The organism is Paenibacillus sp. FSL R10-2736 (assembly GCF_038000245.1).
GTDB lineage: Bacteria > Bacillota > Bacilli > Paenibacillales > Paenibacillaceae > Paenibacillus_AQ > Paenibacillus_AQ phytohabitans.
This window is the reverse complement of record NZ_JBBOBN010000001.1, coordinates 1,724,543-1,747,653: the sequence shown is the minus strand read 5'-3', so window position 1 is coordinate 1,747,653 and position 23,111 is coordinate 1,724,543. Positions and strand designations below refer to the sequence as shown.

Annotated in this window: 17 protein-coding genes; 3 read left to right on the top strand and 14 right to left on the bottom strand. The window is 50.8% G+C overall.

Annotated elements, in window-relative coordinates:
• On the bottom strand, positions 1-1,701 hold the full coding sequence (locus NSQ73_RS07420) for a sensor histidine kinase (protein WP_340985940.1): 1,701 nt from the start codon (positions 1,699-1,701) through the stop codon (positions 1-3).
• A 334-nt stretch (positions 1,702-2,035) separates the two neighbouring features.
• On the opposite strand from NSQ73_RS07420, the gene NSQ73_RS07415 reads away from it, so the two are divergent.
• Genes NSQ73_RS07415 through NSQ73_RS07405 form a run of 3 tightly spaced genes read left to right on the top strand, consistent with a single transcriptional unit; the run spans position 2,036 to position 5,499 of the window.
• Entirely contained in the window at positions 2,036-2,887 is an 852-nt protein-coding gene (locus tag NSQ73_RS07415) for an ABC transporter permease (protein ID WP_340985939.1), read from the top strand.
• Positions 2,888-2,901: 14 nt separating this feature from the next.
• A complete protein-coding gene (locus tag NSQ73_RS07410; RefSeq protein ID WP_340985938.1) occupies positions 2,902-3,771 on the top strand; it encodes a carbohydrate ABC transporter permease in 870 nt (289 codons plus the stop codon).
• A 42-nt stretch (positions 3,772-3,813) separates the two neighbouring features.
• Entirely contained in the window at positions 3,814-5,499 is a 1,686-nt protein-coding gene (locus NSQ73_RS07405; RefSeq protein ID WP_340985937.1) for a hypothetical protein, read from the top strand.
• Positions 5,500-5,582: 83 nt separating this feature from the next.
• On the opposite strand, the gene NSQ73_RS07400 is transcribed toward NSQ73_RS07405, so the two are convergent.
• From NSQ73_RS07400 to NSQ73_RS07340, 13 genes are all read right to left on the bottom strand, one after another.
• Positions 5,583-7,568 (bottom strand): beta-galactosidase, encoded by a 1,986-nt coding sequence (locus NSQ73_RS07400; RefSeq protein ID WP_340985936.1) that lies wholly within the window; start codon positions 7,566-7,568, stop codon positions 5,583-5,585.
• 224 nt (positions 7,569-7,792) lie between these two features.
• Entirely contained in the window at positions 7,793-9,262 is a 1,470-nt protein-coding gene (gene gtfA, locus NSQ73_RS07395; protein ID WP_340985935.1) for a sucrose phosphorylase, read from the bottom strand.
• A gap of 13 nt (positions 9,263-9,275) precedes the next feature.
• Positions 9,276-10,232 (bottom strand): carbohydrate kinase family protein, encoded by a 957-nt coding sequence (locus NSQ73_RS07390; protein WP_340985933.1) that lies wholly within the window; start codon positions 10,230-10,232, stop codon positions 9,276-9,278.
• Positions 10,233-10,264: 32 nt separating this feature from the next.
• The gene (locus NSQ73_RS07385) at positions 10,265-11,119 is read right to left on the bottom strand and encodes an AraC family transcriptional regulator (protein WP_340985932.1); all 855 of its coding nucleotides are present in this window, start codon (positions 11,117-11,119) and stop codon (positions 10,265-10,267) included.
• 152 nt (positions 11,120-11,271) lie between these two features.
• Positions 11,272-12,399, bottom strand: coding sequence for a sialidase family protein (locus NSQ73_RS07380; protein WP_336103278.1), 1,128 nt, complete (start codon positions 12,397-12,399; stop codon positions 11,272-11,274).
• A 72-nt stretch (positions 12,400-12,471) separates the two neighbouring features.
• Positions 12,472-13,347 carry a carbohydrate ABC transporter permease gene (locus tag NSQ73_RS07375; protein ID WP_052421997.1) on the bottom strand — a complete coding sequence of 292 codons (876 nt, stop codon included), beginning with the start codon at positions 13,345-13,347 and terminating at the stop codon, positions 12,472-12,474.
• Between the two features lie 12 nt (positions 13,348-13,359).
• Complete coding sequence (locus tag NSQ73_RS07370) at positions 13,360-14,319, bottom strand: ABC transporter permease (protein WP_197074269.1); 960 nt, start codon at positions 14,317-14,319, stop codon at positions 13,360-13,362.
• Positions 14,320-14,405: 86 nt separating this feature from the next.
• Entirely contained in the window at positions 14,406-15,977 is a 1,572-nt protein-coding gene (locus NSQ73_RS07365) for an extracellular solute-binding protein (RefSeq protein ID WP_340985931.1), read from the bottom strand.
• A gap of 183 nt (positions 15,978-16,160) precedes the next feature.
• Positions 16,161-17,081 (bottom strand): 4-hydroxy-tetrahydrodipicolinate synthase, encoded by a 921-nt coding sequence (dapA, locus tag NSQ73_RS07360; protein WP_340985930.1) that lies wholly within the window; start codon positions 17,079-17,081, stop codon positions 16,161-16,163.
• Positions 17,082-17,133: 52 nt separating this feature from the next.
• Entirely contained in the window at positions 17,134-18,138 is a 1,005-nt protein-coding gene (gene pdxA, locus NSQ73_RS07355) for a 4-hydroxythreonine-4-phosphate dehydrogenase PdxA (protein ID WP_340989221.1), read from the bottom strand.
• A gap of 4 nt (positions 18,139-18,142) precedes the next feature.
• Positions 18,143-19,507: a four-carbon acid sugar kinase family protein gene (locus NSQ73_RS07350; protein ID WP_340985929.1), complete on the bottom strand. Its 1,365-nt coding sequence runs from the start codon at positions 19,505-19,507 to the stop codon at positions 18,143-18,145.
• Positions 19,508-19,579: 72 nt separating this feature from the next.
• Positions 19,580-21,331: a PrpR N-terminal domain-containing protein gene (locus NSQ73_RS07345; RefSeq protein ID WP_340985928.1), complete on the bottom strand. Its 1,752-nt coding sequence runs from the start codon at positions 21,329-21,331 to the stop codon at positions 19,580-19,582.
• 74 nt (positions 21,332-21,405) lie between these two features.
• Positions 21,406-22,566, bottom strand: a complete 1,161-nt coding sequence (locus NSQ73_RS07340; protein ID WP_340985926.1) for an iron-containing alcohol dehydrogenase — start codon at positions 22,564-22,566, stop codon at positions 21,406-21,408.
• Positions 22,567-23,111: the final 545 nt, after the last annotated feature.

Here is a 23,111-nt window from a genome sequence, read left to right as displayed (position 1 = left end):
CTAATCCCCTTCTTCCAGTTGAAAATCGATGTGCAGGCTGACCGAGAGTCCTCCCCATTCATTCGTATAAAAAAACAACCCGCTGTTATTGCCATAGGAATTTTTGAGCCGCCTATTAATGTTCCATAGTCCGATACCTGTTGTTCCCATCGGGGCCTCTTCCTGTGCTATATGCTCCCGGAGCTGCTGCAGCCCGTCTGCCGGAAGCCCCTTCCCATCGTCGGAAACGGTGATTTTAACACCCTGGCCCATTTCCTCGGCTGCGATGAATACACGGTGTGCCCCCTGCTGCTCTTCAATGCCGTGCTGAATCGCATTCTCGACGATGGGCTGAATCATCAGGGGCATAATCCGCCTTAGCCCGATGTCATACGGCAATTCAATCCGGTAATTAATTTGCTTGCACAGTGCCATGATCGCCAAATAATGATCTGACAGCGCCAGTTCGGAAGCTACAGATACATGCCTGGAGTCAAGCTTTGTCAGATAACGGTAATATTCGGCTAAATGCTTGCTCATCTGTATGACTGCATCCGGTGATGCCTTGGCCATCGACATAATAAAGAAAAGGCTGTTGTACAAAAAATGCGGATTGATCTGCGCCTGAAGCTGCTTCAGCTCTGCATTCTGGCGTAGCTCCGTCTCCGATGCAAGCGAATCAAACAGCGCCTGGATTTGCGACACCATGTGGTTGAAGCTTTTGAACAGGCTGTCAAATTCATTGCCCGGATTTTCTTTGATCCGCGTACCGTAGTCGCCATGCTCTACCTGATAGAAGCGCTTGTGCAGCAAATATACATTGCGGTAAAAGTTACGGTAGAACATCGCGATTACGAACAGACCAATGATCAGAATAATTAAAATGCTGATAAAGAATACCTGATGATTCCGGTTAAGTGGATTCAGAACATCGTTCATACGTGTGTATGTAATTAAATAGGAATCTATCGGTTCAGTATATTTGGACAGAATGACGTAGTTTCCATCAGCCGCTTTATAATTGTATTCCATCACTTGGCCCGGATTGGCTGCAATCATCCCTTTAGCCGCTTCAACAATGTCGGAGTTCATGCTCCGGGTTCCAACCAGCAGGCTTTTGTTCAGCAGAAAGAAGGCATCCGCATTCTCACTGTTCAGAGCTTTATCAAGCAGACCCATCAGATAATCCGTTTTGATCTTGACCCCTACAACATATTGAATATCCATGAGACTGCTGGGTTGTTGGATATAGGGATAGACAGAAAAAAAGTACAAGCTTCCATTAATCGTCTCCCATCCCCTGCGCTGCACCTCTTTGAAGGGCTCAGCGCTTTGACCGCTCATCGTAGAGATGAAGGTTCCGTCCGATCTCCAATAGATACCCACCATTTCCACCGACTGGCTGGACACCAGCGTATTATTGATCATAGACCATATATCATTCTTCTTCATTTGGGAATCATACGTGCTTAGAACCTGTTTTTGCTTCTCGTAATAACGGACCGAGCTGTCTGTCGTATACTGGATTGCATATGTCCTGGCCTCAGAAAGCACACCTTCCAGCATACTATCCGTATAGATGACCTGATTCTTGGAAGATTGGATCAGGCTCTGCTTAAGTGTCTTGGCACTATGCGTTTCCATGACATAGAACAAAACCAGAGTAAGCGTAAGAAAGAATACGAAGAAATATATAAAGCGCTTCATATTTATTTTTTTCAAAACAGAGACCTCCTTTCAACACCACGGCTGACCGTCTCCCTATAATAGCGCAACCTTCCTTAAAGCAAAAGAGAAGCGCTTGCCTGTAGAAGGCCTTTTGTTCATCTTGTTAAGATCGTGGTTATAATATTTATTTTATGGCATTTCGTGATGTAAGCGCTTTTGTTAGTCTTAAGTAGCAGCACAGACAAAATGATTGTGAAAGGGGGTAACGCCTATCTCACAGGTACTGGATACAAAGGTAAACCGGGTTAAAGCGGAGAAATTTCAAAAGACCGGAAAAAATCCGTGGAAGAAAGAAATCAAACAGCACTGGCCTTTGTATATACTGTGTATGTCGGCTTTGATGTTTGTCTTAATTTTCGCTTATGCTCCCATGGTCGGTCTAGTCATGGCCTTTCAAAACTACAAGCCATGGCTTGGGATCACAGGCTCAGAGTGGATTGGTCTGGATAACTTCGTGAGAATTTTTCAATATGAAGAATCAACACAGGCCATTATCAACACGCTGATTATTGCTGTCTTCAAGATTGTGGTCGGTATTATTGTTCCGATTATTATGGCAATACTTCTTAGTGAAATCCGCAGTGTCGGACTCAAGAAGAGCATTCAGACGCTGGTTTACCTGCCTCACTTCCTATCCTGGGTCACGGTAGCAGGAATTATGATTGATATTCTGGGTCTTGACGGCGGTGTTAACCATTTCCTCTCCAGCGTCTTTGGAACAGAGCCGATTTTTTTCTTAGGTGATCCCGCCTACTTCCGTCCGACGGTCATCATCAGTGATCTTTGGAAGAACTTCGGATTTAGTATGATCGTCTATCTGGCAACGATTACAGGTATCGATCCCTCTTACTACGAAGCAGCCGAGATTGACGGGGCAACCCGCAGGCAGCAAATCCGCCATGTAACCCTGCCCAGTATGCTGCCGATGATTATAGTGATCTCGACGTTGAGTTTAGGAAGCATTCTTGATGCAGGCTTTGATCAGATTTTCAATCTCTATAATCCGTTGGTATACAGCACCGGCGACATTATAGATACCTATGTATACCGCTCCTCTCTGCTCAACGGACAATACGGCTACGGTACTGCGGTTGGATTGTTTAAATCCGGAATTAGCTTTATTCTGATTGTCATCTCCTACCGGATCGCTTATAAGCTGGCGAATTACAAAATCTTCTAGAAAGGAGACCGGATATGTATCACAAGACTAAGGGATATAAAGTATTTTCTGTGTTCAATCATTTTCTGCTCATTCTGGTTGCCCTAACCTGCCTGCTGCCCCTGCTGCATTTGCTTGCCCAATCCTTCAGCAGCAAGGCTGCGGTCAACGGTAATCTGGTCTCCTTTTGGCCCGTACATTTCACAACCGAAGCTTATGAAAAAACGTTCAGAAATTCAAACTTCACCGGATCCATGCTGATCTCCTTAGTACGCACCGTCCTCGGGACGCTTATCAGCATGTTCGTAATCACCACTGCCGGATATGCATTGTCCAAAGAATTCCGCGGGCGCAATGCCTTAATGTGGATCTTCGTGTTCACTATGCTGTTCTCGGGCGGACTGATTCCCTCCTATATTCTGGTGACCAGTCTTGGCATGAAAGACACAATTTGGGCACTGGTACTGCCTGGAGCTTTCGGCGCTTATAATCTGATCCTGATTATGAATTTCTTCAAGACCATTCCGAAGGCACTGGAAGAAGCGGCTTTTATCGACGGAGCTTCCTTCTTCGGCATTTTCGTAAAGATTTACCTTCCCCTATCTCTTCCGGGCTTGGCTACAGTCGGCCTGTTCATTATGGTCGGGCACTGGAATTCCTGGTTTGACGGAATTCTGTATATGTCTAATACAGCCAACTACCCTCTCGCCTCTTTTCTGCAAACCGTTGTAGTCCAAAGCTCAGCACAGAGCATGGCACTGAGCCAATCCGAGGCGGCTGCCATGTCGGAGCAGAGTATCAAGGCTGCACAAATCTTTGTGAGTACGCTGCCGATTATTCTCGTTTATCCGTTTCTGCAACGATTTTTTGTTAAGGGAATCGTTCTCGGTGCTGTAAAGGAATGAACTGGAGCCAACGCTAAAACCCATCATAAAGGAGACCTATCTATGAAGCCGAAACAAACCTTTGCGGTAGCCGCATCCTCATTGCTGATGGCCGGCATGCTTGCCGGCTGTGTATCGAAGAACAGCGGGAGCACCGCCGCATCAGACGCAACGCTGAAAGACGGGAAATATGACCCGGTAATCACCATTACCTCGGCTAAGCAGCAGGATGAGAACGCAGGCAAATATATTAACGGCGATAGCCTGAACGACAACGTGATGACCCGCTGGGGTGTAGATAACCTGGGTATCAAAATTGAAACAACGCTGCTCGGCGGTGACGCTGCCAACTATAACACCAAGCTCCGTCTTGCCCTCACCGGATCCGAGAAGCTGCCGGATATTATTCCGGTATACGACACATCACTCGCGAATGACCTCATCCAGTCCGGGCAAGTGAAGGAGATTACAGAGGATATCAAGAATTATATGCCGGACCGGCTGAAGGAGGTTTATAAGAAGTATCCGACAACCTTCAATCCGGTTATCCAGGACGGCAAAGTATACGGCATGGCTATCTCCCCCACCTTGACCGAAGGTCAAGTGATGTTGATCCGGCAGGATTGGCTGGATAAATTAAATTTGAAAGCGCCCACAACAATCGATGAATTTGAAAAGGTTATTGCTGCCTTCACGAACGACGATCCTGATGAAAACGGCAAAAAGGATACCTATGGATTTGATTTCTCTGGCAAAGAAAGCTATAACACCGGTTGGGTCAGTGATCCGGTAATGATCTTCAGTGCTTATACCGGGAAACACCTTCCCGGCCAGTGGTACAACGACAATGGTAAGCTCACCTACGGATCGGTAGCAGACGGCAATAAGGAAGCTCTCGCCAAACTTCGTGACTGGTATTCCAAAGGCTATCTGAACAAGGAGCTGGCCACACAAGGAGCCTGGGATGCACTCGCTGATTTCACGGAAGGCAAAGCTGGCATCATTATCGGACGTCCCTGGCTGTATGGCAGCGTGAAGGATGTCGAGAAGAATATCAGCGGGGCCAAGATCTCCGCATATCCGACGATTAAAGGCGTAAAAGAAGACAAAACCTATCAGGCGGGCCAGCTTAACGACGGTGTCTTCATGTTCAATAAGAATTTCACTAATATGGAAGCTTTCTTCCTGTACTATGACAAATTATATGATGCGGCATTCGGAACGGGTGATTTCAAATACGGTTATGCAGAGGGCTATGACTACGATATCGTGAATGGTGAGATCGTCTTTGATCCCACAAAGTTTAATACACCGCTTGAAGTCATTCAGGCTGCTGGCAAGATGACCTTCACCAAAAATACGCCAAGCATAGACGAAGCAGGCAAACCCTATTATGATTTGGCTAACGGTGCCACTCCAGACAATGGCGTCCTGATGCGGGCAGCGGCTCCGGGGGACCAAACGACAAAAGACGGATTTGTGATCTCATATGAGAATAAAGACGTATTGCTTCCCAACGCCTTCAATGGCGTGCCTACCAAAACAATGCAGTCTTCCTGGGAGCAGCTTCTCACCATGGAGCGCGAGACTTTCACCAAGATCATCTACAGCAAGGAACCGCTTGAGTCCTATGATGAGTTCGTCAAGCAGTGGCATGAAAAAGGCGGAACGCAGATTACAGAGGAAGTGAACGACTGGTTAAAGAAAGCGAATGAAGTCGATGTCATGTCTGCAATGGAACTGAAATAACCGGCAATTCAGCTTAATCGAAACAGCCGTCACCCGCGCATTATTCAGCGTGGTGACGGCTGTTTCGTTTGCTCATAATTCATTTAAAAGCCTGTCTTTGGTATTTCTTCAGGCGCCTGGACAGTTGATTGTACTTGGCCTGTGCGGATTGCATACATGTTCCGGTGTGCAGTCACCATCTGCTCCACAAAAGCCTGATATGGCTGCTGGCAGACATCTATGACTCCAATCTGATAATTCTCCCCGTCAAACCGCCCTAACACGGTCTGATCATTAAGCTGAAAATAATGAACACCGATCAGGCCGGGTATTGCCGCAGCTTGTTCAACATAGTAGCGGTACGCGAGTCCCCGCTCCCGCTGGGTAGCGACAGCCCGGATACCATAAGCCGGCAAGCCGGAATCTGCAGCTCCAAAGTGATATTCCCCGATCATTACCGGCCGCTTCAGCTTCCTGCTGATCTGCTCAATAAGCTCCTGATCCGGCTGAAGCTGATAGCAATTGATGCTGAATACATCGAACGCTTCACAGCCTTCCAGGAGGTCTTCGTTAGAGATCCAGGCATAGCGCATACCCAGATTTAAGTGATGAGGATCCGCTTCCTTGCAAGCCTTCGCAGGAATTTCCACATAACGCCTGATCATCATCCGGTTAAATAACGTGAAATCCTTTTTCTGTTCTTCATTACCATCCGGGTGTGTATTATTATTGTCCAATAGATCCCGGAAAGCATCGTACGAGGATTCCCAGGCTGCATTCCAGCAGTCCACGGAGCCGTATTTCTCTTCAAGCCAGGCAATCAGACGGTATTTGGATGCGGATGAAACCGGGCTCCGCAGCATCTCCGCCGTTAAATTCAGTCCATCAACGAAAGCCCACTGCGGTTCGTTCCGCATGAAATACCCTACCATTCTCTTGTCTTCCTTAAGAACAGCCAGCTGCCGGGCGAAAGCTAACGCCTTCTCCTCGTATTCGGAGCTGAATACATCGGGGAAATCACGGTAAATCGATATTCCCGTCGATGGAAAGCTGTGCATCGGATACACATAAGGCAGCTTGGAGCTGCCGATGAAGTCGGGGGACGACCAGTTGCCGATGGTGTTGATGCCCCATTCCTTCAATCTCCACTCCGTCAATTCTCTCCAGCACTCCCGCCACTGCTCCCCGAACGCCTGAATCATATTGGCGATAAAAGGATCGTAGCCCTCTTCGCTCCATGCATCTCTGAACAGCCCCTCCCGGTCAGGAAGCTCCGGCAGCAAATGCTCCATCCCCGTTACCCGTATCCCTGATGAAGGCCCGATGCAGTCTATGCCTGCACTGAATAAAGCATAGCCTTCGGGGTCGGCAAACCACCACCGGGTTCCGTCGAATTCTGTCCTGAAAAATCCGGTAGCGGCAAATTGCAAACCCTTCCAACCTCCATACGAACCTGTCGGCCATCTGGAAGCATCCTCTGCCTGCCGCGCTTTATCCAGCTCCTCATTCAATACGTATACCATATCTCCGGAAGACAGGGTTTTCCCCTGCCATTCCTTCCAAGAGAGCTGCCCCAGCTCATCGATATAGGAGACCGGTGCATAATCGAATTCCGGCTCTGTCCGGGTTAAGCGCAGGCCTGACATTTCGAAGTGCCTTGCTGTGACCGAAGGAATCGTACTGACCGATAGTCCGGTAATCCGGCTCCGGTCCACGAACGAATCTCCCCGGAGCACCGATTGCAGGACACCGGGATAACGGTCCAGGAACAGCTTCTCGCCATTTAATGCCGTGAACGGTAAACACAGCCGCGTTCTTACACGGGGAAGCAGCCCATAATGAACCGAGATTGACCTTCCGGCCTGATCCTGAAATGTGAAAATAATAACCAGCACATCATGACATTCATGGTAAAAATCAGCGGTTAAATATTCATATTCCTTCCAAATACCTGCTTCAACAATTGACAAATCCAGCTCAGCGCTGCCCCCCGTTAAAGCGGTTTCAATCCGGAAATGCTGCTCATCGAGCATTATAACTCTGACTCCTTCGGATAAAGAATGGAACTTGGCTGCCAAAGGTAAGGTCATCCTGTTTGTTTCGCTCCTCTCCCGTGAAAATTCAAGCCAGCGTAACATTTACAGCATTTACGCATGGCCTGATCCAATTCACAGTCATTATATCGGAGGCGGTTATACAAGTCGATGCCACAATCTCAACCAATGCCCGACAAATCCGGCGTAAAATAGCCATATATTTATCCGATCGCCAGAAATGGATGTCCGGCAAATTTACCATTTGATCATTCTATACCTCAAACCTCAAACTGAACACTCGGCCCTTCCGGTCCCACATAATCGATGACCGTCCGGTTGATGGCCAGATCAATATGCAGCGTGCAGCGCAGAGCTCCCTTGGTCCACTGCAGCCGGACCTCATGACTTGCCGATTCCAGCACGCGGAATTCACCGTTAAACGCGCCATATTCGTTGCGGAACCGGATCAACGCAAGGAGCCGCTGGACTACGCCCCTGCCAAGCGCCTGCTTAATCTCGTCTATACTGAAGTTATGACGGTTAATCTCCCGCCCTTCTCCTGTGCGGCGAACCGCTTCGTCATCGTTCTCTCCGGCCAGAAGTCCGGCGTAATACACCTGCGGGATGCCGGGAGCGAAGAACTGGATGGCACGTGCTGCCAGATAAGCGTCATCATCACTGTTCAGCACGGAGTAGTAGGAGCAGCGGATCTGGTGTACATCGAATCCGTCCTCGGCCTTATGACCCTCAGAGACAATCAGGCTCAGATTGGCGCCGCGTTCAAGGCAAGCATCGACCAGCTTACGTGCTTCCTTCGTGTCGATCAATCCGTCGAGATCGGGCTTGACGGGGATACCGTCATGACAGTCCAGCATCGTGAACTGCTTCGCAGGGCGCGTAGTCAGGTATTCCTTCAGCGCTTCCGCATTTTTGTTGACAAGGGTATCAAGGATGCGGTAAGGCAGAATGAAATCATAGATCCAGAATCCGCGCTCCGCCAGTTTATATTGAATGCTGTAGTGGGAATGAACCTCCGGCAGCAGCTCGATATCAAGCGAATCGGCCAGCTCCCTGATCCAGTCCAGGAACCCGTAGATCTCAGGCTCAACGAAGAAGCAGCTTGTACCCAGCTTCTTGATGATGTAACCTACAGCATCCAGCCGCACAATCTTTACGCCGTTGTTACGGAAATTCCCGAAGATATCCGTCAGCAGCTGCTTTACCTTATCCGAATGTATATCGAGGTCAATTTGTTCCGAGGGATCGGTTTTGCCGAAGGTCGTCCATACCTTCTCCTCTTCACCCGTCTCTCCGATCGTGAAGGTGGAATAAGGCAAGGGGCGGCGGAGAAACATTTTGCCGATATCGGCCTGCACAGGCTGTCCGTCAGCCCAGACCTTGTCGAGTGTCAGGAACAAATCCGCGTATGGTGAGCGTCTTCCCTGTCTCAGGAAATCCTGGAAATACTCAGACTGCCGGGAAATATGATTAACCATCACATCCAGCAGCACATCATGCTTCGCCCCAATCCTCTTAATATCTTCCCAGGAGCCAAAGGCAGGCTCGATCTCAAAATAAGTTAGCGGAGCAAAGCCCCGGTCTCCAGAGGAGGGAAACGGGGGAAGGATATGAATGCCACCCTTGAAAATATCTGAAAAATGCTCATCCAGCACATGGTTTAGGGTCTGCAGGTTCCCGCCCAGCGAGTCGGGATACGTAATCAGCTGCACTTGATTGTGAATTGCCATAACTCTCGCCCTCCTAGATTTGGTACTTCGTCTTGAATGCCTCAAGTTCCGGCAGCTCTACGACTGCCCCTGTATATTGCAGCTTGTACGCGCTGACTGCAAGCCCGAACTCCAGCGCTTTGCGGACCGGATAGCCCTTGATGAGCGCCGTGTACAAGCCGGACCAGAAGGCATCCCCTGCCCCCGTCGTATCTGTCACCTGCGTAGCCAGCGTACCCATCTTCACCGTTTCCTGCCCGTTTGAGGCGATCACGCCGTCTTTGCCCAAAGTCAGAATGACCAGCTTCACTCCCAGGTCCAGGAATTTCTGCAGCTGATTCTCCGGGGTGTCTTTCCCGAACAGCCGCTCGGCATCGTCTTCCGACGGCTTGGCGATATCCACTTGCGGGAGAATCGTTTTTATATACTTAACCCCGTCCTCCCCTTTCTCCCATAGTGCCGGATGGTAATTAGGATCGAAGCAGACCAGAACCCCGTTCCGGCGCGCATCCCGGATCACTTGCTCTACCGCTGATCTCACCGGCTGTCTGGACAGGGGCCAGCAGGAAAAATGGACAATCTTCGTCCGCAGCAGGGCTGAGCGCAGCTCCTCGGTGTAGGTGAGCCGGTAATCGGCTCCCCGGTAGAAGATCGGGACCGGCGTGGACTTGCTCTTGGTTACGACCACCAGGCTGGTTGCTTCGTTTACATGCTGTACGCAGCTTGTATCCATCCCGGCTCTCTGCAAATGCTCCACCAGAAACAGCCCAAGCCCATCCGTCCCCACCGCAGACGCCACAAGCGGGCGGATGCCCAGCCGCTTGGTATTCATGGCGATATTGGCTGGCGAGCCTCCGAAATATCTGTGGTACATGCTGTACTCATAGGAGTCACTGTACCCCTCCGATATCATGTCAATCAGCAATTCACCGACCGTTAGAAGATCCAGGTCCTTCTCATTAAACTTCAGGCTATGCTCAAAATCAAACATGGGTATTCCCCCATTCATCAATAAATATGGCTTTAGTTCAACAACCCCTGGTTGTGTTTCTTATAGGACATGGGAGAGACTCCCGTTACATTTTTAAACATCTTGGAGAAGTAGAGAGAATCCGTGATCCCGACGGAAGCTGATACTTCCTGAATGTTAAGGTCAGTCTTCTGCAGCAGCATTTTGGCATTCTGGATGCGGATTTTGCTGATATATTCCGGGATAGACATTCCAGTGATCCGCTTAAAGTAACGGGAGAGGTAGGAACGGCTATAGTTGACGTGCTTGCACAGCATATCCACATCAATATGCATGTAGTAGTTCTGCTCGATGAACAGAACGGCCTGCTGTACCACGCTTTCAGAGCCGGTCCGTAGGCCCGCCTCACCGTAATGCTTTGCCCCCTGCTCAACCAGGTGGAAAATATGCAGCAGATAGCTAATGCACAACAGCTGCCCGTTCCCCGCTTCCGGAAGCTCCTGGATCAGCAGCAGCATTTTATTAATAATGGTATGTGTTGCAATTCCCGCCAGGCAGCAGTGATTAATATCAAGCCCCATCAGATTCAGATAATAGGGAATATGCTGGCCGCCAAAGGAGACCCACATAATCTCCCACGGGTCCTCGGGGTCGGCATAGTAGAAATGCTTTTCCCTGGGAATCAGGATAAACATGTCTCCCTGGTTCTGCATTTTGTTGACATGATCGCCTTGGGTTAAATAGCCCTTGCCGCTGAGGACAAACACCATTTTATAAGTCTCCAGGACGCGAGGGCCTACGACATGGTCTTTGCCGCATTTCCGGTGGCCGGCCCAGGTTATATAGGCAGACTGCTCCATTTGCGTTTTGGCCGGTGTGTAAAAATGCTGTACAATATGCTCTTCCATTTCTGCTTCACCTCAATGAAGTTGCCGTAATTTAGGTCTCTCACTGTACCGCACCGCTTTTTCTTTGTCAACCGGCCCAACTGGAAACAGCACTGCCGTCCTTTCATATTTAAAAGAGCCCCGTAAAGGGGCTCAGCCCGGCAGCATTCCGGTTACTCGGCACCGGTAACCCACTGCTCCGTGAAGGAGATAAATTTCATCGTGCGGCGGTTGCCGAAGGAATATGCTGCATGCAGACTTCCATCCGCCGCCTGCATGATGCATGGATATTCATAGCGGCGGTTGCGGATTAAATTTTTGTGGCCGCTGAAGCCCTCACCTGTCTCCACATGACGGCGGTACGGCCACGTTCTGCCCTCATCCTCTGAAATGGCTACAGTAACAGGACAGCGTTCAAACGGCCAGACGGTAATATCCGGCTTATCATTGAAGCGCAGGTCATTGTAAATGATGGCGAGCTTGCCGCTCGCAAGCTTGATGGCGGAAATGCTGGAGTTGTTGTTCGGCAGCTCAGTGCGTACCGGTTCCGTCCAGGTCTCCCCGTTGTCATCCGATTTGGCAAAGTAAATATAGTCTGCCGCGCGGCTGCGGAAGAGCCCGATCAGCTTCCCTGGCGCCATCTCGATCACGTTGCAGTGCACACGGCCGCGGCTGCCGGGAACCTCGACGCTGCGCCAGGTCGCGCCTTCATCGTCGGAGATGTTCATGACCGTAATATCGCTGCCGTTGCGGGTATCATCATTGAAGCAGATCCAGTTCTCGAAGATCCATCTTCCGCTGGAGAGAATCTGAATTTTCTGGCGGCAGAATGAGCCTTCACGCGGGAACATAACCTCCGCCTCCCCCCAGGTATACCCGTTGTCCCTGGAAACCTTGCGGTAAATCTTGGAGGTGTACTGCAGATTGAACTCCGGCGGCTCATCGGCGGTACGGGCCCGCTGGGCCGTGTACATCACCCACAGCTCGCCGTTCGGATGAAGAAACAGGGACGGATTCTGCTCGCTGAAGCCGTTATCGTCTGAAATTCTCACAGCAGGTGTCCAGGCATCCGCCCCGGCGTTCAGACGGGACATCACGATGCTGACATCCGGGTTGCCTTCATCTGAACCGGCAAACCAGACGCAGAGCAGATCGCCGCCGGGCAGCTCCTGCAGGTCACAGGCATGGCTTGTTTCGAAATCACAGGGCAATAGGGATTCCGCCAGTCCGAGGCGGCGGTTGAAATACAGCTTTCCGTCTTCAGTAAGGTCATTTAATTCAATCATTGGATTATTTAACATAATGCACTCCTTTGGTTAAAATATATGAATTTATAGGTTTCACACGATGACTTATCCTTCTATATTAGTGGCTTACTTCACAGAGCCAAGCAGAATCCCTTTCTTGAAGTACTTCTGCACAAACGGATAGATCAGCACAATCGGCACCATCGCTACGAAGATGGCCGCTGCCTTCAGGTTGCCGGGGTTCAGCATAATGCCGTCCTGGATAATCGTGCGGAAGGCCGTATTGGAATCGCCCGAGCTGATGACAAGTCTTTTCAGCATAACCTGAATCGTCTGCAGGTTCGGATTTTGCAGGTAAATAAGCGGCATCAGATACTGGTTCCAGATAAATACGGCATAGAAGACGCCGATTGTGGCCAGAATCGGTTTGGAAATGGGAAGAAAGACGCGGCTCATAACCTGAAAATCGTTGGCGCCGTCGATTTTGGCTGCTTCCTCCAGCTCTGTTGGCAGACCATCCAGGAAGGTCTTGGTAATAATCAGAAATTGTACATTGATCGCATTGGGAATAATCATTACCAGCCAATTGTCCACAAAACCAAGCTTATTCAAGACAATGTAGGCCGGAATAATTCCCGCTTCAAATACCCAGGTGAACACGAACAGGCTCATGATCAGAAAGCGGCCCTTAATTTGCTTGCGGGACAACACATAGGCCGTCATATACGTCAGCATAAGCGCAACAACTGTACCAATCGCCGTATAGATGCCCGAATTCAGCAGCCCGCGGAAAATGCCAAGACTGGAATTCGTCAAAATATATTGATAAGCTTCAAAGTTAGGATTCTTCGGAAAGAACACGACGTCTCCTGAGGCGATGCTTCTTCCGTCACTGATAGAGAGAAAGAATATATACAGGAAAGGATACGTGCAGACAAGAGCGATCAACAGCAGAAAAATATTATTGCAGATGTCGAACAGACTGATCTTTGTTCTCATCATCCTTCTCCTTTCTCAGAATAGCCGTGTATCGGAATATTTAGTGGACAGCTTGTTGGTTCCGACAACCAGAACGTAAGCAACAAGCGATTTCAGCAGATTGACTGCCGTGCCGTAGCTGTATTCCGGGAATCCTGTGCTGGCAAAGGCCAGGCGGTATACATAAGTCTGAATAACATCAGCCGTCTCATAGACGCTTTGATTGTACATAAGTAAAATCCGGTCCAGATCGACCGTGAAAATGTTGCCGACGCTGATAATCAGCATAATGGCAAGCGTTGGCTTCAAGGAAGGTAGCGTGATGTGAAACATTTGCTGAAAGCGGCTGGCACCATCCAGTGAAGCGGATTCATAGACGGATGGATCAATAGCTGCCATTGCTGCAATATACACGATTGCCGAATAGCCGAAGGTCTGCCATACCTGGAGCAGTACATAATTGCTGCGGAACCATCCCGGTTCAGCCATGAAGTAGATGGTGTCCAGGCCAAAACGGGCCAGAATGTCGTTAACCAGGCCGGTCGAAGGCGAGAGCAGCGTGTACAGAATGCTGACCATAACGGCCGAAGAGATGAAATAAGGCAAGAAGCTCAGGGATTGCACGCTTCCTTTAATCCAGCGGACCCGCACCTCGTTCAGCAGCAAGGCGAACAGAATCGGAATGGGAAACGTGAATAGCAGGGAATAGAAAGCGAGAATGAGCGTATTTTTGACTAGGGTCCATATATACGGGTCTTCAAAGATTCGCTGAAAATGCTCCAGACCGACAAACGGACTGCCCAGCACCCCTCGAAAAGCGCTGAAATCCTGAAAAGCGATAATCATCCCGCCCAGCGGAGCCAGTTTGAACAATACCAGGCTGATCAAACCGGGCAAAAGCATGAGCAGCAGGAGCTTGTTCGTATTCATATAGGCGAGAAAACGGCGCATCCCTGTTTTTCGGGGAAGAGGCGTCATTCTGTCACTTGTTATCACTTTCTCCACCACCCATTTGATCTGAATTTGTACCCTGTATTTAGGTGCCGCGCCTTCCGGGGGGAAGGCGCGGCCGGTGCTGTTGTTTACTTGTACATGGCGTCGTAAGCTTCTTGCTGGATGGCAACAATCTTCTTATACCCTGCTGTTTCCATTTCACCGAGGAAGGCGTCCCATTCACTCATTGGGCGTTTGCCGTTGACGAATTCCGTCACCCCTGCGGTAACCGCCTCATTGACCTTGGCGGAAAGATCAGCCAGTTGTTTAGCCTGATCAGCAGAGTATGTCACCTGTACACCGGTTTTCAGACTTTCGTCTGTGAACAGCTCCAATGCAGCATTGCGTACAAGCTCGGTATTCCAGGAGTAGAACGCGTCGTTGTCAATCGGCTTGACGAAGGTGAGACGGTCGTTAAGGAAAGACCAGCGCGGTTCTCCGGCGGGCGTTGCTTCCTGCTCCGTGAAGTCCACCGTGTACTGCTTATTTCCGCCCTCATCTTTATAGCTTTCCCCTTCAACGCCCCATGAAACCAGCGTCTGGCCTTCATCGGAATAGAGATAGTCCAGGAATTTGATAATCGTCTCTGCTTTGTCTTTACTGTCTGCGTTGATAACCATTGCTCTTAAGGTATTGTATTGGGTTTCCGTTGTCTGCACGGAAGGATTTCCGTTCAGGTCCTTCAGATAAGGCAGGATGGCAATCTTATAGTCCGGATCGTTGTCCGGTCCTCCATTATCCATGAACCAGGATGGACGGGTCAGGTAGTCATAGCTGATGGAGCCTTGTCCTGTGAGCATTTTGGATTCCCAGCTTTCCTCCGTACCGGAGCCTGCCACCCATTCAGGGTCGATCAAGCCTTCGCTGTAAAGTGTTTTATACCACTCCACCATTTTCTTATATCCGTCGGAATACAGGTCAGTGCCTGTTTTGCCGTTGCCATACACCCCTCGGGATATGCCGTCATCGTAATTTGCGGCTGCATTGAACGCGCTCTGGAAGCGGATATAGCCTTCACGTCCGACCATCGGATAGTAATTCTTATCCTCCTTGCCGTAATACGCTTTCAATTTGCGCATCGCATCGGTCAGCTGGTCAATCGTCTGCGGTGCCTCGGTAATGCCGGCCTTCTCGAAATGATCGGCGCGGTAGAAGATGAAGTCTGCAAAACGCGGAGCTTCGGCAACCAGTCCGAATATTTGTCCGTCCTTATCAGTAATCAACGTTTTGTAACTGGGGTTCTTCTCGATATAGCTCTTGATATTAGGCCCGAATTCTTCAATATAAGGAGCCAGGTCGACAAACGCGCCTTGGGCGCCGTATACGGTAGCCTGTGAAACGGAAACAATACCTGAATCAGGGAAGGTACGGCTAATAATTTTCTGGTCCACGGAAGCGTAGTACTCATCATCGTTAGAGCCGCCGGGAACAAATTCAACGGTCGTGCCTGTTGCCGTTTCCACATGCGGATACCACTTGTCTTCCTTCAGCCAGTTGATAAATTTATCATGCATCAAATAAGAAAAGCTGCTGCTTCCTTCCGCCCCGCTGTTGCCGTTGTTAGAGGTATTCGTTTTTGTATTTTGTGAGCAGCCGGCCAGCACAGACCCTGAAGCAAGCAGAGCGGCAAAGACTAAATAAAACGCTTTCTTTTTTCTCATTATTAGTTCCCCCTCGAAGTGTAATTTGAAATACTAAGAGTGTCTTCAGAAGTAGTATCTCATGACCCAAGTATAAAATTAATGCAAAAATAGCTATACCTCATGGAAAATTGCGCACAAAACCTTTTTTGTGCTACTGATTTTTAATAGGAGTTGCAATTTGCAATACAATAGGCCGAAAAATTACAACAATAACCCTCTCGCTGTATAATCAGCCACCATACGGCGCACTTCCTCCAAGGCCTGGGGGGTGAGCGGAGCTACCGGCCGCCGGGCCGGACCAGCCGGCAAGCCGATTTCATCAAGCACAGCTTTCAGCACGGAAGGCAGGGTACCCAGCGCAAAGGCTGCCCGCAAACCGCGGAGGACACGCTGCGCCTGCTCTGCCTGCTCATATTCACCGCGGCGCCAATGCTCATAAATGGCCACCACTGTTGCCGGGAAAATATTGGCCGTTGCTGCAATAGCCCCTGTGCCGCCCGCCATCAGCGTGGACAAAATCAGCGAATCCGTTCCGGCAAGGACGGAGAAGGATTCAGGTGTGCGGTCGATCAGCTGCAGAATGTTATCGAAGCTGCCGCTGCTGTCCTTGATGCCAACCACATTCGGCAATTCCGCAAGCTTGGCCACAGTCTGCACACTGAGGGTATTGCCTGTACGGACCGGAATCGTATACAGCACAAGGGGCAGCGATGTATCCCCTGCTACGGCTTCAAAATGGTATTGCAGCTCAGCCTGCGTATAGGTAAGAAAATAAGGGGTAATCACGGAAAGTGCGTCCGCTCCCGCCTGCTCCAGTCTTTGCGCCAGACGGCTGGTCTCGCGTGTTCCGGAACAGCCTGCACCTGCATATACGTGCACACGGCCGCGGGCCTCATCAATGACGATTTGCGCTACCTCCAGCTTTTCTTCAAAAGAAAGATTAAAGAATTCGCCGTTGGTCCCCAGGCAAAACAGCCCGTGCACTCCGGCATCAATATAACGGTTCACCATCTTCCGCAGTGCCTTCTCGTCAATCTCCTCCCGCTGATCCAGCGGAGTGACCATCGCAGGTATAATTCCCTTCACTTCCAGCATGGTTCCCAGTCCCTTCCTGTTATTCATTCAGATTCATTCAGATCTATTTCAAGCGCAAACCTTCCCGGTATGTTGATGCTTAAACCGTCTGCTTCGGGGCCAGTTCAACAGCCGAGCGGATCGCCTCCAGCATGCTTTTCTCATCCGCAATGCCTTTTCCCGCAATATCAAAAGCCGTGCCGTGATCAACGGAGGTACGGATAATGCCGCCCTTCAGACCAACGGTAATATTAACGCCGTCCTCTATGCCCAGCACCTTAATGGGCGCATGTCCCTGATCATGGTAGCAGGCGACAACAATATCAAAGTCTCCCCGCATAGCCCTGTAAAAAAGGGTGTCCGCCGGAGCAGGACCATATACATCCATTCCTTCCATCCGCGCTTTCTCTACGGCCGGAAGCAGCTTCTCCTCCTCCTCTCCGTTTCCGAACAAGCCGTTCTCCCCTGCATGGGGATTGATGCCGCACAGGGCAATCCGCGGGTTATTATTCCCAGCTGCCCGTAGCACCTGATCCGCGAGCTTCAGCACCTTATACGTCCGTTCCGGCGTAATCATCTCCACTGCCTTGATCAGCCCGACATGGGTTGTCAGGTGAATGACCTTGAGGCGGCCGGTGGACAGCATCATCGAGAAATCCTCCGTCTCTGTCAGCTTGGCCAGAATTTCGGTATGTCCGGGATAGAGATGCCCTCCCTTATGCAGCGCCTCCTTATTCAGCGGGGCGGTACAGATGGCCTGGACTTCACCGGACTTCGCCAGCTCAACAGCCTTGGCAATATAATGGAAGGCGGCATTTCCCGCCGCTGCGGACAATTGCCCGAAAGGAACGGCATCCGGCAGAAGCTTCAGATTGATGCAATCAATAATCCCATGCTGGAAAAGCGCCTCTGCGGCTCCTTCTATCGGGCGAATCTTCATTGCATCCCGGCTGGAGACGGCAGCCGCCCTCTCCAGTGTTTCGGTGTCACCGACAACGAGCGGGCGGCACACCTCATAAATATCTGGATGCGATAACGCCTTCACAATAATCTCAGGACCAATACCGGCCGCGTCCCCCATAGTAATGGCAATAATCGGCTTCATCATGTCACACCTCTCTCTGCAGAGCCTTCACTGAGCGTACCAGTACCTGATCGCTTCCGAAAGCCCCCGCCTTCGTAATAATATATCTGCCCGATTCACCCGGCGTCCGCCCAAGCGGGACTCCGTTCTCCACCTCATTAATGAGCTTGATCTCCACGTCGCTTAAATGGTGGCAGACCTGCTTCGCGGTATCGCCTCCGGTCAGTACCATATGGCGGATACCGCACTCGGCGATAATCTCAGCAGCCACCCGGCCAAGCGCCGCGCTGATGCGCTCGCCCACTTCCGTAGCACTCAGGCCACCGGTGCGCCCAAGCTCATTGACACGGTCGACCTCTTCCGGATTGCCCGGCGTATAGAGCGCCACATGCCTTCCCTCCCGGGAGATGATACCGGTTGCAAGCTCACGGACCCGGTTCAATTCCACAGCGCATGTTCCCGGGAAGAGCAGCTTATCCGATTCAACCACGAGAGCAGAGACACCGTCTTCTTTGACCAGCTCGGTCAGCTGGCGGCGCGACCACGGATTGACGCTGCCCACCACAATAAGCACACATTTCGGATCTGAATACAAGGTATTTTCCCAGTGTGTTGCCTGTCTTTTGTCCGGCCTCTCCAGTATAGCACCAGCTCCCGCTTGCTTCGGGGCTTCCCTGATGCTGCAGAGAATCTGCGTTGTCAAGGCGCCGGCCAAACCCGCTGAACCGGCCCATACCACTTTCGGACATCCCGGTCCTCCGGGGAACAAGGAAGCGATCAAGGCCAGATCCTCTTCCTGCTCCGCATCGAACACAAGGTAAGGAATGCCTGACTGGAGGCAGCCGGCAATCCGCTTATCCAGCGCAGCCCGCCCGCCTCTCAGCAGTTCCAGCGGAATAAGGGCGGCCGGATAACGGCTTTGCCGCTCAAGAATGGCAGAGAAAGCAGATTCCGTGGCCGGATGCTTGGGATCATGGGCCATCTCCGTCTCGTGCAGCGGCATCCCGTTCACATACACAACTCCTTCTGTCAGCGTGCGTCCCACCTTCGGGAAAGCCGGGGCAATAACAATGAAATCAGGCTGCAGCGTCTCATAAACCGCGTCCAGCTCACTGCCGATATTTCCGCGCAGCGTAGAATCAAACTTCTTATAGATGACAGGAGAGGTAGCTTCTCCGCCGCGCCCCAGAAACAGACATACATCCTTGACTCTCTGATAAGCCTCCTGCGGAGGAAGAGAGCGGCTGTCGGTATCAAACACAACCGCCTCCTGTTTCCCGCCGCCCGTCTTAAGCTCCAGGAGTACAGAAGTGGACAGGCCCTGACGGGCCATTTGCACCCCTGTATCATTCGCCCCGGTCAAGTCATCCGCGATGACGGCGATGTTCATTTCCTAACCCCCTCCATACAACAGCAATTACACATATACAGCAGAACGCTGCTCCAGGGAGCAGCCGCCCTGTCAATCCTCTTTTAATTTGCGCCACAGCGTTGAGCGGTTGATGCCAAGCCGCTTGGCGGCCAGCGACTGGTTCATATTCTCCTGCTCCAGAACCGTCTGGATGATATCCCGTTCAATGTCCTCCAGCGGCTGATACAGGTTCAGTTCTTCCCTGCCGGGCACCGGGGTAAGTCCGCTGCGTGCCTTCCGGCTTCCTTCCTCCAGCAGCACCAGCGCCTCTGGTTCAATGAACGGCCCCGCTGATGCCGCTACAAAGAGATCCATCACCGTGCGCAATTCGGTAAAATTACCCTGCCACGGATGCGCGAGAAGCGCCTCCATGACCTCGCTCCGGATACCGGCAATCTGCTTGCCCTGACGTTCATTCGTCCAGATCAGGCAGGCGCGGATGCTGCGTTCCAGCCACGGCGTATCCCGCAGGGCCGGAAGCGGGATTCTCCGGTCCTGTAAGCTGCGCAGCAGCTTGCCGGCCAGCCGGTCCTCAGCAGCGAGCACCTCCGGATCCCTGTCGAACAGAAATACCGTCTTCATCTTGCGCTTGATAATGAACTCAGCCAGCTCTCTCTGCTGCTTGGCAGAGAGCAATTCCGCTCCTTCTATGGCAGTAACGCGCCCGCCGCCGTACAGCATCAGCTCCATCATGGCCTTCAGCACCTCTTCCGATGATCTGCGGATATTGAGGTACAGAATGCCGTCCCTTGATTCGGAGAGGGCGGCGTTGATAACGTACCGCTTGCGCCCGCTGCCCTTTTCGCCATATACAACTGCTGGATAAGCCTGAAAGTCCGTCTCCAGCCCGCCGTCTTCCCGGTGGGAGAAAAAAGGGGCTGCCGTCAGAAGGTAACTGGCCGCAAGACCGCTGCGTTCCGGTTCTTCCTCCGATGAATGCAGCATATACAGCAGGCGTTCATCCGCGGCAGGCAGCATTTGCGCCTGCAGGTACAAGCCCTGCTCCGGTTCATAAACGGATGTCACCGTGTCAAAGTCTGCCCCCCGGCCGGCGTCCCTGAGCATTTCCCGCAGACCGGGATACATGGTATACAGCGTATCTGCTGTTTCAGGAAGCCGCAGAAGCTGCTTGAACGAAGGATTGGCAAACTCCAGCTTGCCGCCTTGATCCACCGCCGCATACCCGTCCTCCAGCTTACCGAGCATGGCTTCATACATTTCATTCTTGACCTTCAGCTTCCGGGCTGATTTATAGAGCTGTCCGGCCCGCGAGAACGCTTCCATTAATGACTCCCTGCCGGAGGTAATTAATACGCCCTGCAGACCGCTTTCGGCCGCGATCTTGACCGTAATGCTGTCGCCAATGATAACCTGGATGCCTCTCGCTTTGGCGTCTGCCAGAGCAGCACTGACTTCCTGCTCCTGATGGATAACCGTGTATGAAATATCGACCTCCATCAAGCTGGACACGGACATAAAGCCTTCGATGATATTGGGAAATCCGATCATTTCACATTTGGCATTGTATCCCTGTACCAGCGTCAGGATCCGTAATATGTCGAATCCGGAAACGGGAATTTCCACAACGGGCAGATAGGAATGCTTTTGCAGCAGCTTTGCCGTCCCGCCTCTGCTGATAATGATATCGTAGCCTTCCGAGTGAATGCGGCCGATCAGCGGCAGCACCCTCGACAGATCTCCATGCTCCACTACAATCTCAAACTCCTGCAGCTCATTCTGTAAGCTTAACGTTAATTCAGATAACCCCGGGTAAGGAGCAATGACAATTACTTTAATTTTCATGCAGCTATTCATCCTTGTTTTTTTAATGCCATTATAACCCAGCCGCCATTCATTAAGCAGCATCAAACCATTTCTTAGTGAAACAGCTTGCCGTATACCGCACCGATGTCATCCAGCGTCATCACCTTCGGGTTGTTAGCCATCAGCCGGGTAACCTGCGAGGCCGCGAGTGAAAGCCCGGGAATATCGCCGCGCGCAGCTCCGAAGAGTGTCAAATCCTGAGGAATGCTCATCTCCTGCGTCCACAGCCGGATTTGCCCGATCACCTGCTCCGCATCCCGCTGTTTTCCCTCTCCGGTCTGAAGCCCCATCGCTCCGGCTACAAGAGCCAGCCGTTCCACAATCGCATCGAAATTAAATTCCATTACATGCGGCAAAAGCATGGAATTGGCTACTCCGTGAGGCACATGAAATTTCCCGCCAATCGGATAAGCCAAGGCATGTACAGCTGCCGTTCCGGCGCAGGTCAATGCCATTCCGCCGTACATGGAACCGATCAGCATATCCTCCCGCGCTTTTCTGTCGTCTCCGTGGTGATAGGCCTGCAGGATACTGGCAGAAATGCTGCGGATGGATTCAAGTGCGAACATGTCGCTGAACCGGTTGGCCTTGTTGGAAATAAATGATTCAAGCGCATGAGTATAGGCATCCATTCCTGTCGCGGCTGTAATATCACGAGGTAAACCAAGCGTCAACAGCGGGTCCAGAATGACTAATGCCGGGAGCAGATACCGGCTGACAACACCGATCTTCAGCTCCTCCTCCGGTAAAGTCACAATAGCGTTGGGTGTCACTTCCGAGCCTGTGCCCGAGGTGGTGGGAATCAGGACCGTCGGAATGCCCGGATTCGGGATCAGATCCGTCCCCAGCATGTCACGGACAGAGAGGCTGTTGGTTTTCATGACAGACAGAAGTTTGACAACATCCAGCACACTGCCTCCGCCGATACCTATAATCGCATCGCAGGGAACTTCGGCTATTGCGCCGGAGAGCGCTTCCAATTGGGCGATGGTCGGTTCTGGCTGAACATCGGTATTCCAGTGCACGGCGATTCCGCCGCTCTTCAGGCGGTTTGTAACTTCATCCAGCGTGCCGCTGCTTTGAAGAAAGGGCTGGGATACAAGCAGTACCGATTTCAGAGATCCCAGTCTTTGCAGATGCTCCACAATCCGCTCCAAGGAGCCGCAGCCCGCGATAATGCTGCGGGCCGTTTGAAAGAAATACTGTTCCATCATATCTTCTCCTCTGGAAATCTTGATACATCGTATTCGAATTCAGTATAGCATATCGTTGCAATATTTCAACATTTAATTGTTTATGTAAAGGATAAATTTAATATCGTTGCTTTTTGCAACATTTTATTATGAAAATCAAATGATTTATTTGATCTGTGAATTCTATAGGCTATAGATGTCAAAGGAAAATAGAGTTCTAGACTGAAAAATAAAGTATTAAGTATGTCACGTTTTTTATTTCGAACATTAAGTCAAGACTGCACTCTGGGAAATGGTTATTTGGGCATTTTCATCATAATGTGGAATATAACGAAAGAGATGAAGCCTGATGACAAAGACAAAGCTTACAGAAATACTTAATAAACGAAATATTAAGTGTACTGAAGTTGATAAATGGGCAAGTACCTTCGAGGCGTCTGGGAGGAGGAATTTGTTGAAGCAATAAGCATCGATGGCTGGCTTTACGAAGTATTTGGATTTAGTGTGTGATCCATTGAACAAGAAAACCCGCGGAGTAAACCCGCGGGGATCACACAAGCAATTTT

What these genes read in the sequence shown, in the direction of transcription:
- NSQ73_RS07415 (WP_340985939.1), top strand. Translation starts at nt 2,036, where the DNA reads ATGTCGGCTTTGATGTTTGTCTTAATTTTCGCTTATGCTCCCATGGTC.
- NSQ73_RS07410 (WP_340985938.1), top strand. Translation starts at nt 2,902, where the DNA reads ATGTATCACAAGACTAAGGGATATAAAGTATTTTCTGTGTTCAATCAT.
- NSQ73_RS07405 (WP_340985937.1), top strand. Translation starts at nt 3,814, where the DNA reads ATGAAGCCGAAACAAACCTTTGCGGTAGCCGCATCCTCATTGCTGATG.
- NSQ73_RS07400 (WP_340985936.1), bottom strand. Translation starts at nt 7,568, where the DNA reads ATGACCTTACCTTTGGCAGCCAAGTTCCATTCTTTATCCGAAGGAGTC.
- gtfA (WP_340985935.1), bottom strand. Translation starts at nt 9,262, where the DNA reads ATGGCAATTCACAATCAAGTGCAGCTGATTACGTATCCCGACTCGCTG.
- NSQ73_RS07390 (WP_340985933.1), bottom strand. Translation starts at nt 10,232, where the DNA reads ATGTTTGATTTTGAGCATAGCCTGAAGTTTAATGAGAAGGACCTGGAT.
- NSQ73_RS07385 (WP_340985932.1), bottom strand. Translation starts at nt 11,119, where the DNA reads ATGGAAGAGCATATTGTACAGCATTTTTACACACCGGCCAAAACGCAA.
- NSQ73_RS07380 (WP_336103278.1), bottom strand. Translation starts at nt 12,399, where the DNA reads ATGTTAAATAATCCAATGATTGAATTAAATGACCTTACTGAAGACGGA.
- NSQ73_RS07375 (WP_052421997.1), bottom strand. Translation starts at nt 13,347, where the DNA reads ATGATGAGAACAAAGATCAGTCTGTTCGACATCTGCAATAATATTTTT.
- NSQ73_RS07365 (WP_340985931.1), bottom strand. Translation starts at nt 15,977, where the DNA reads ATGAGAAAAAAGAAAGCGTTTTATTTAGTCTTTGCCGCTCTGCTTGCT.
- dapA (WP_340985930.1), bottom strand. Translation starts at nt 17,081, where the DNA reads ATGAATAACAGGAAGGGACTGGGAACCATGCTGGAAGTGAAGGGAATT.
- pdxA (WP_340989221.1), bottom strand. Translation starts at nt 18,138, where the DNA reads ATGAAGCCGATTATTGCCATTACTATGGGGGACGCGGCCGGTATTGGT.
- NSQ73_RS07350 (WP_340985929.1), bottom strand. Translation starts at nt 19,507, where the DNA reads ATGAACATCGCCGTCATCGCGGATGACTTGACCGGGGCGAATGATACA.
- NSQ73_RS07345 (WP_340985928.1), bottom strand. Translation starts at nt 21,331, where the DNA reads ATGAAAATTAAAGTAATTGTCATTGCTCCTTACCCGGGGTTATCTGAA.
- NSQ73_RS07340 (WP_340985926.1), bottom strand. Translation starts at nt 22,566, where the DNA reads ATGATGGAACAGTATTTCTTTCAAACGGCCCGCAGCATTATCGCGGGC.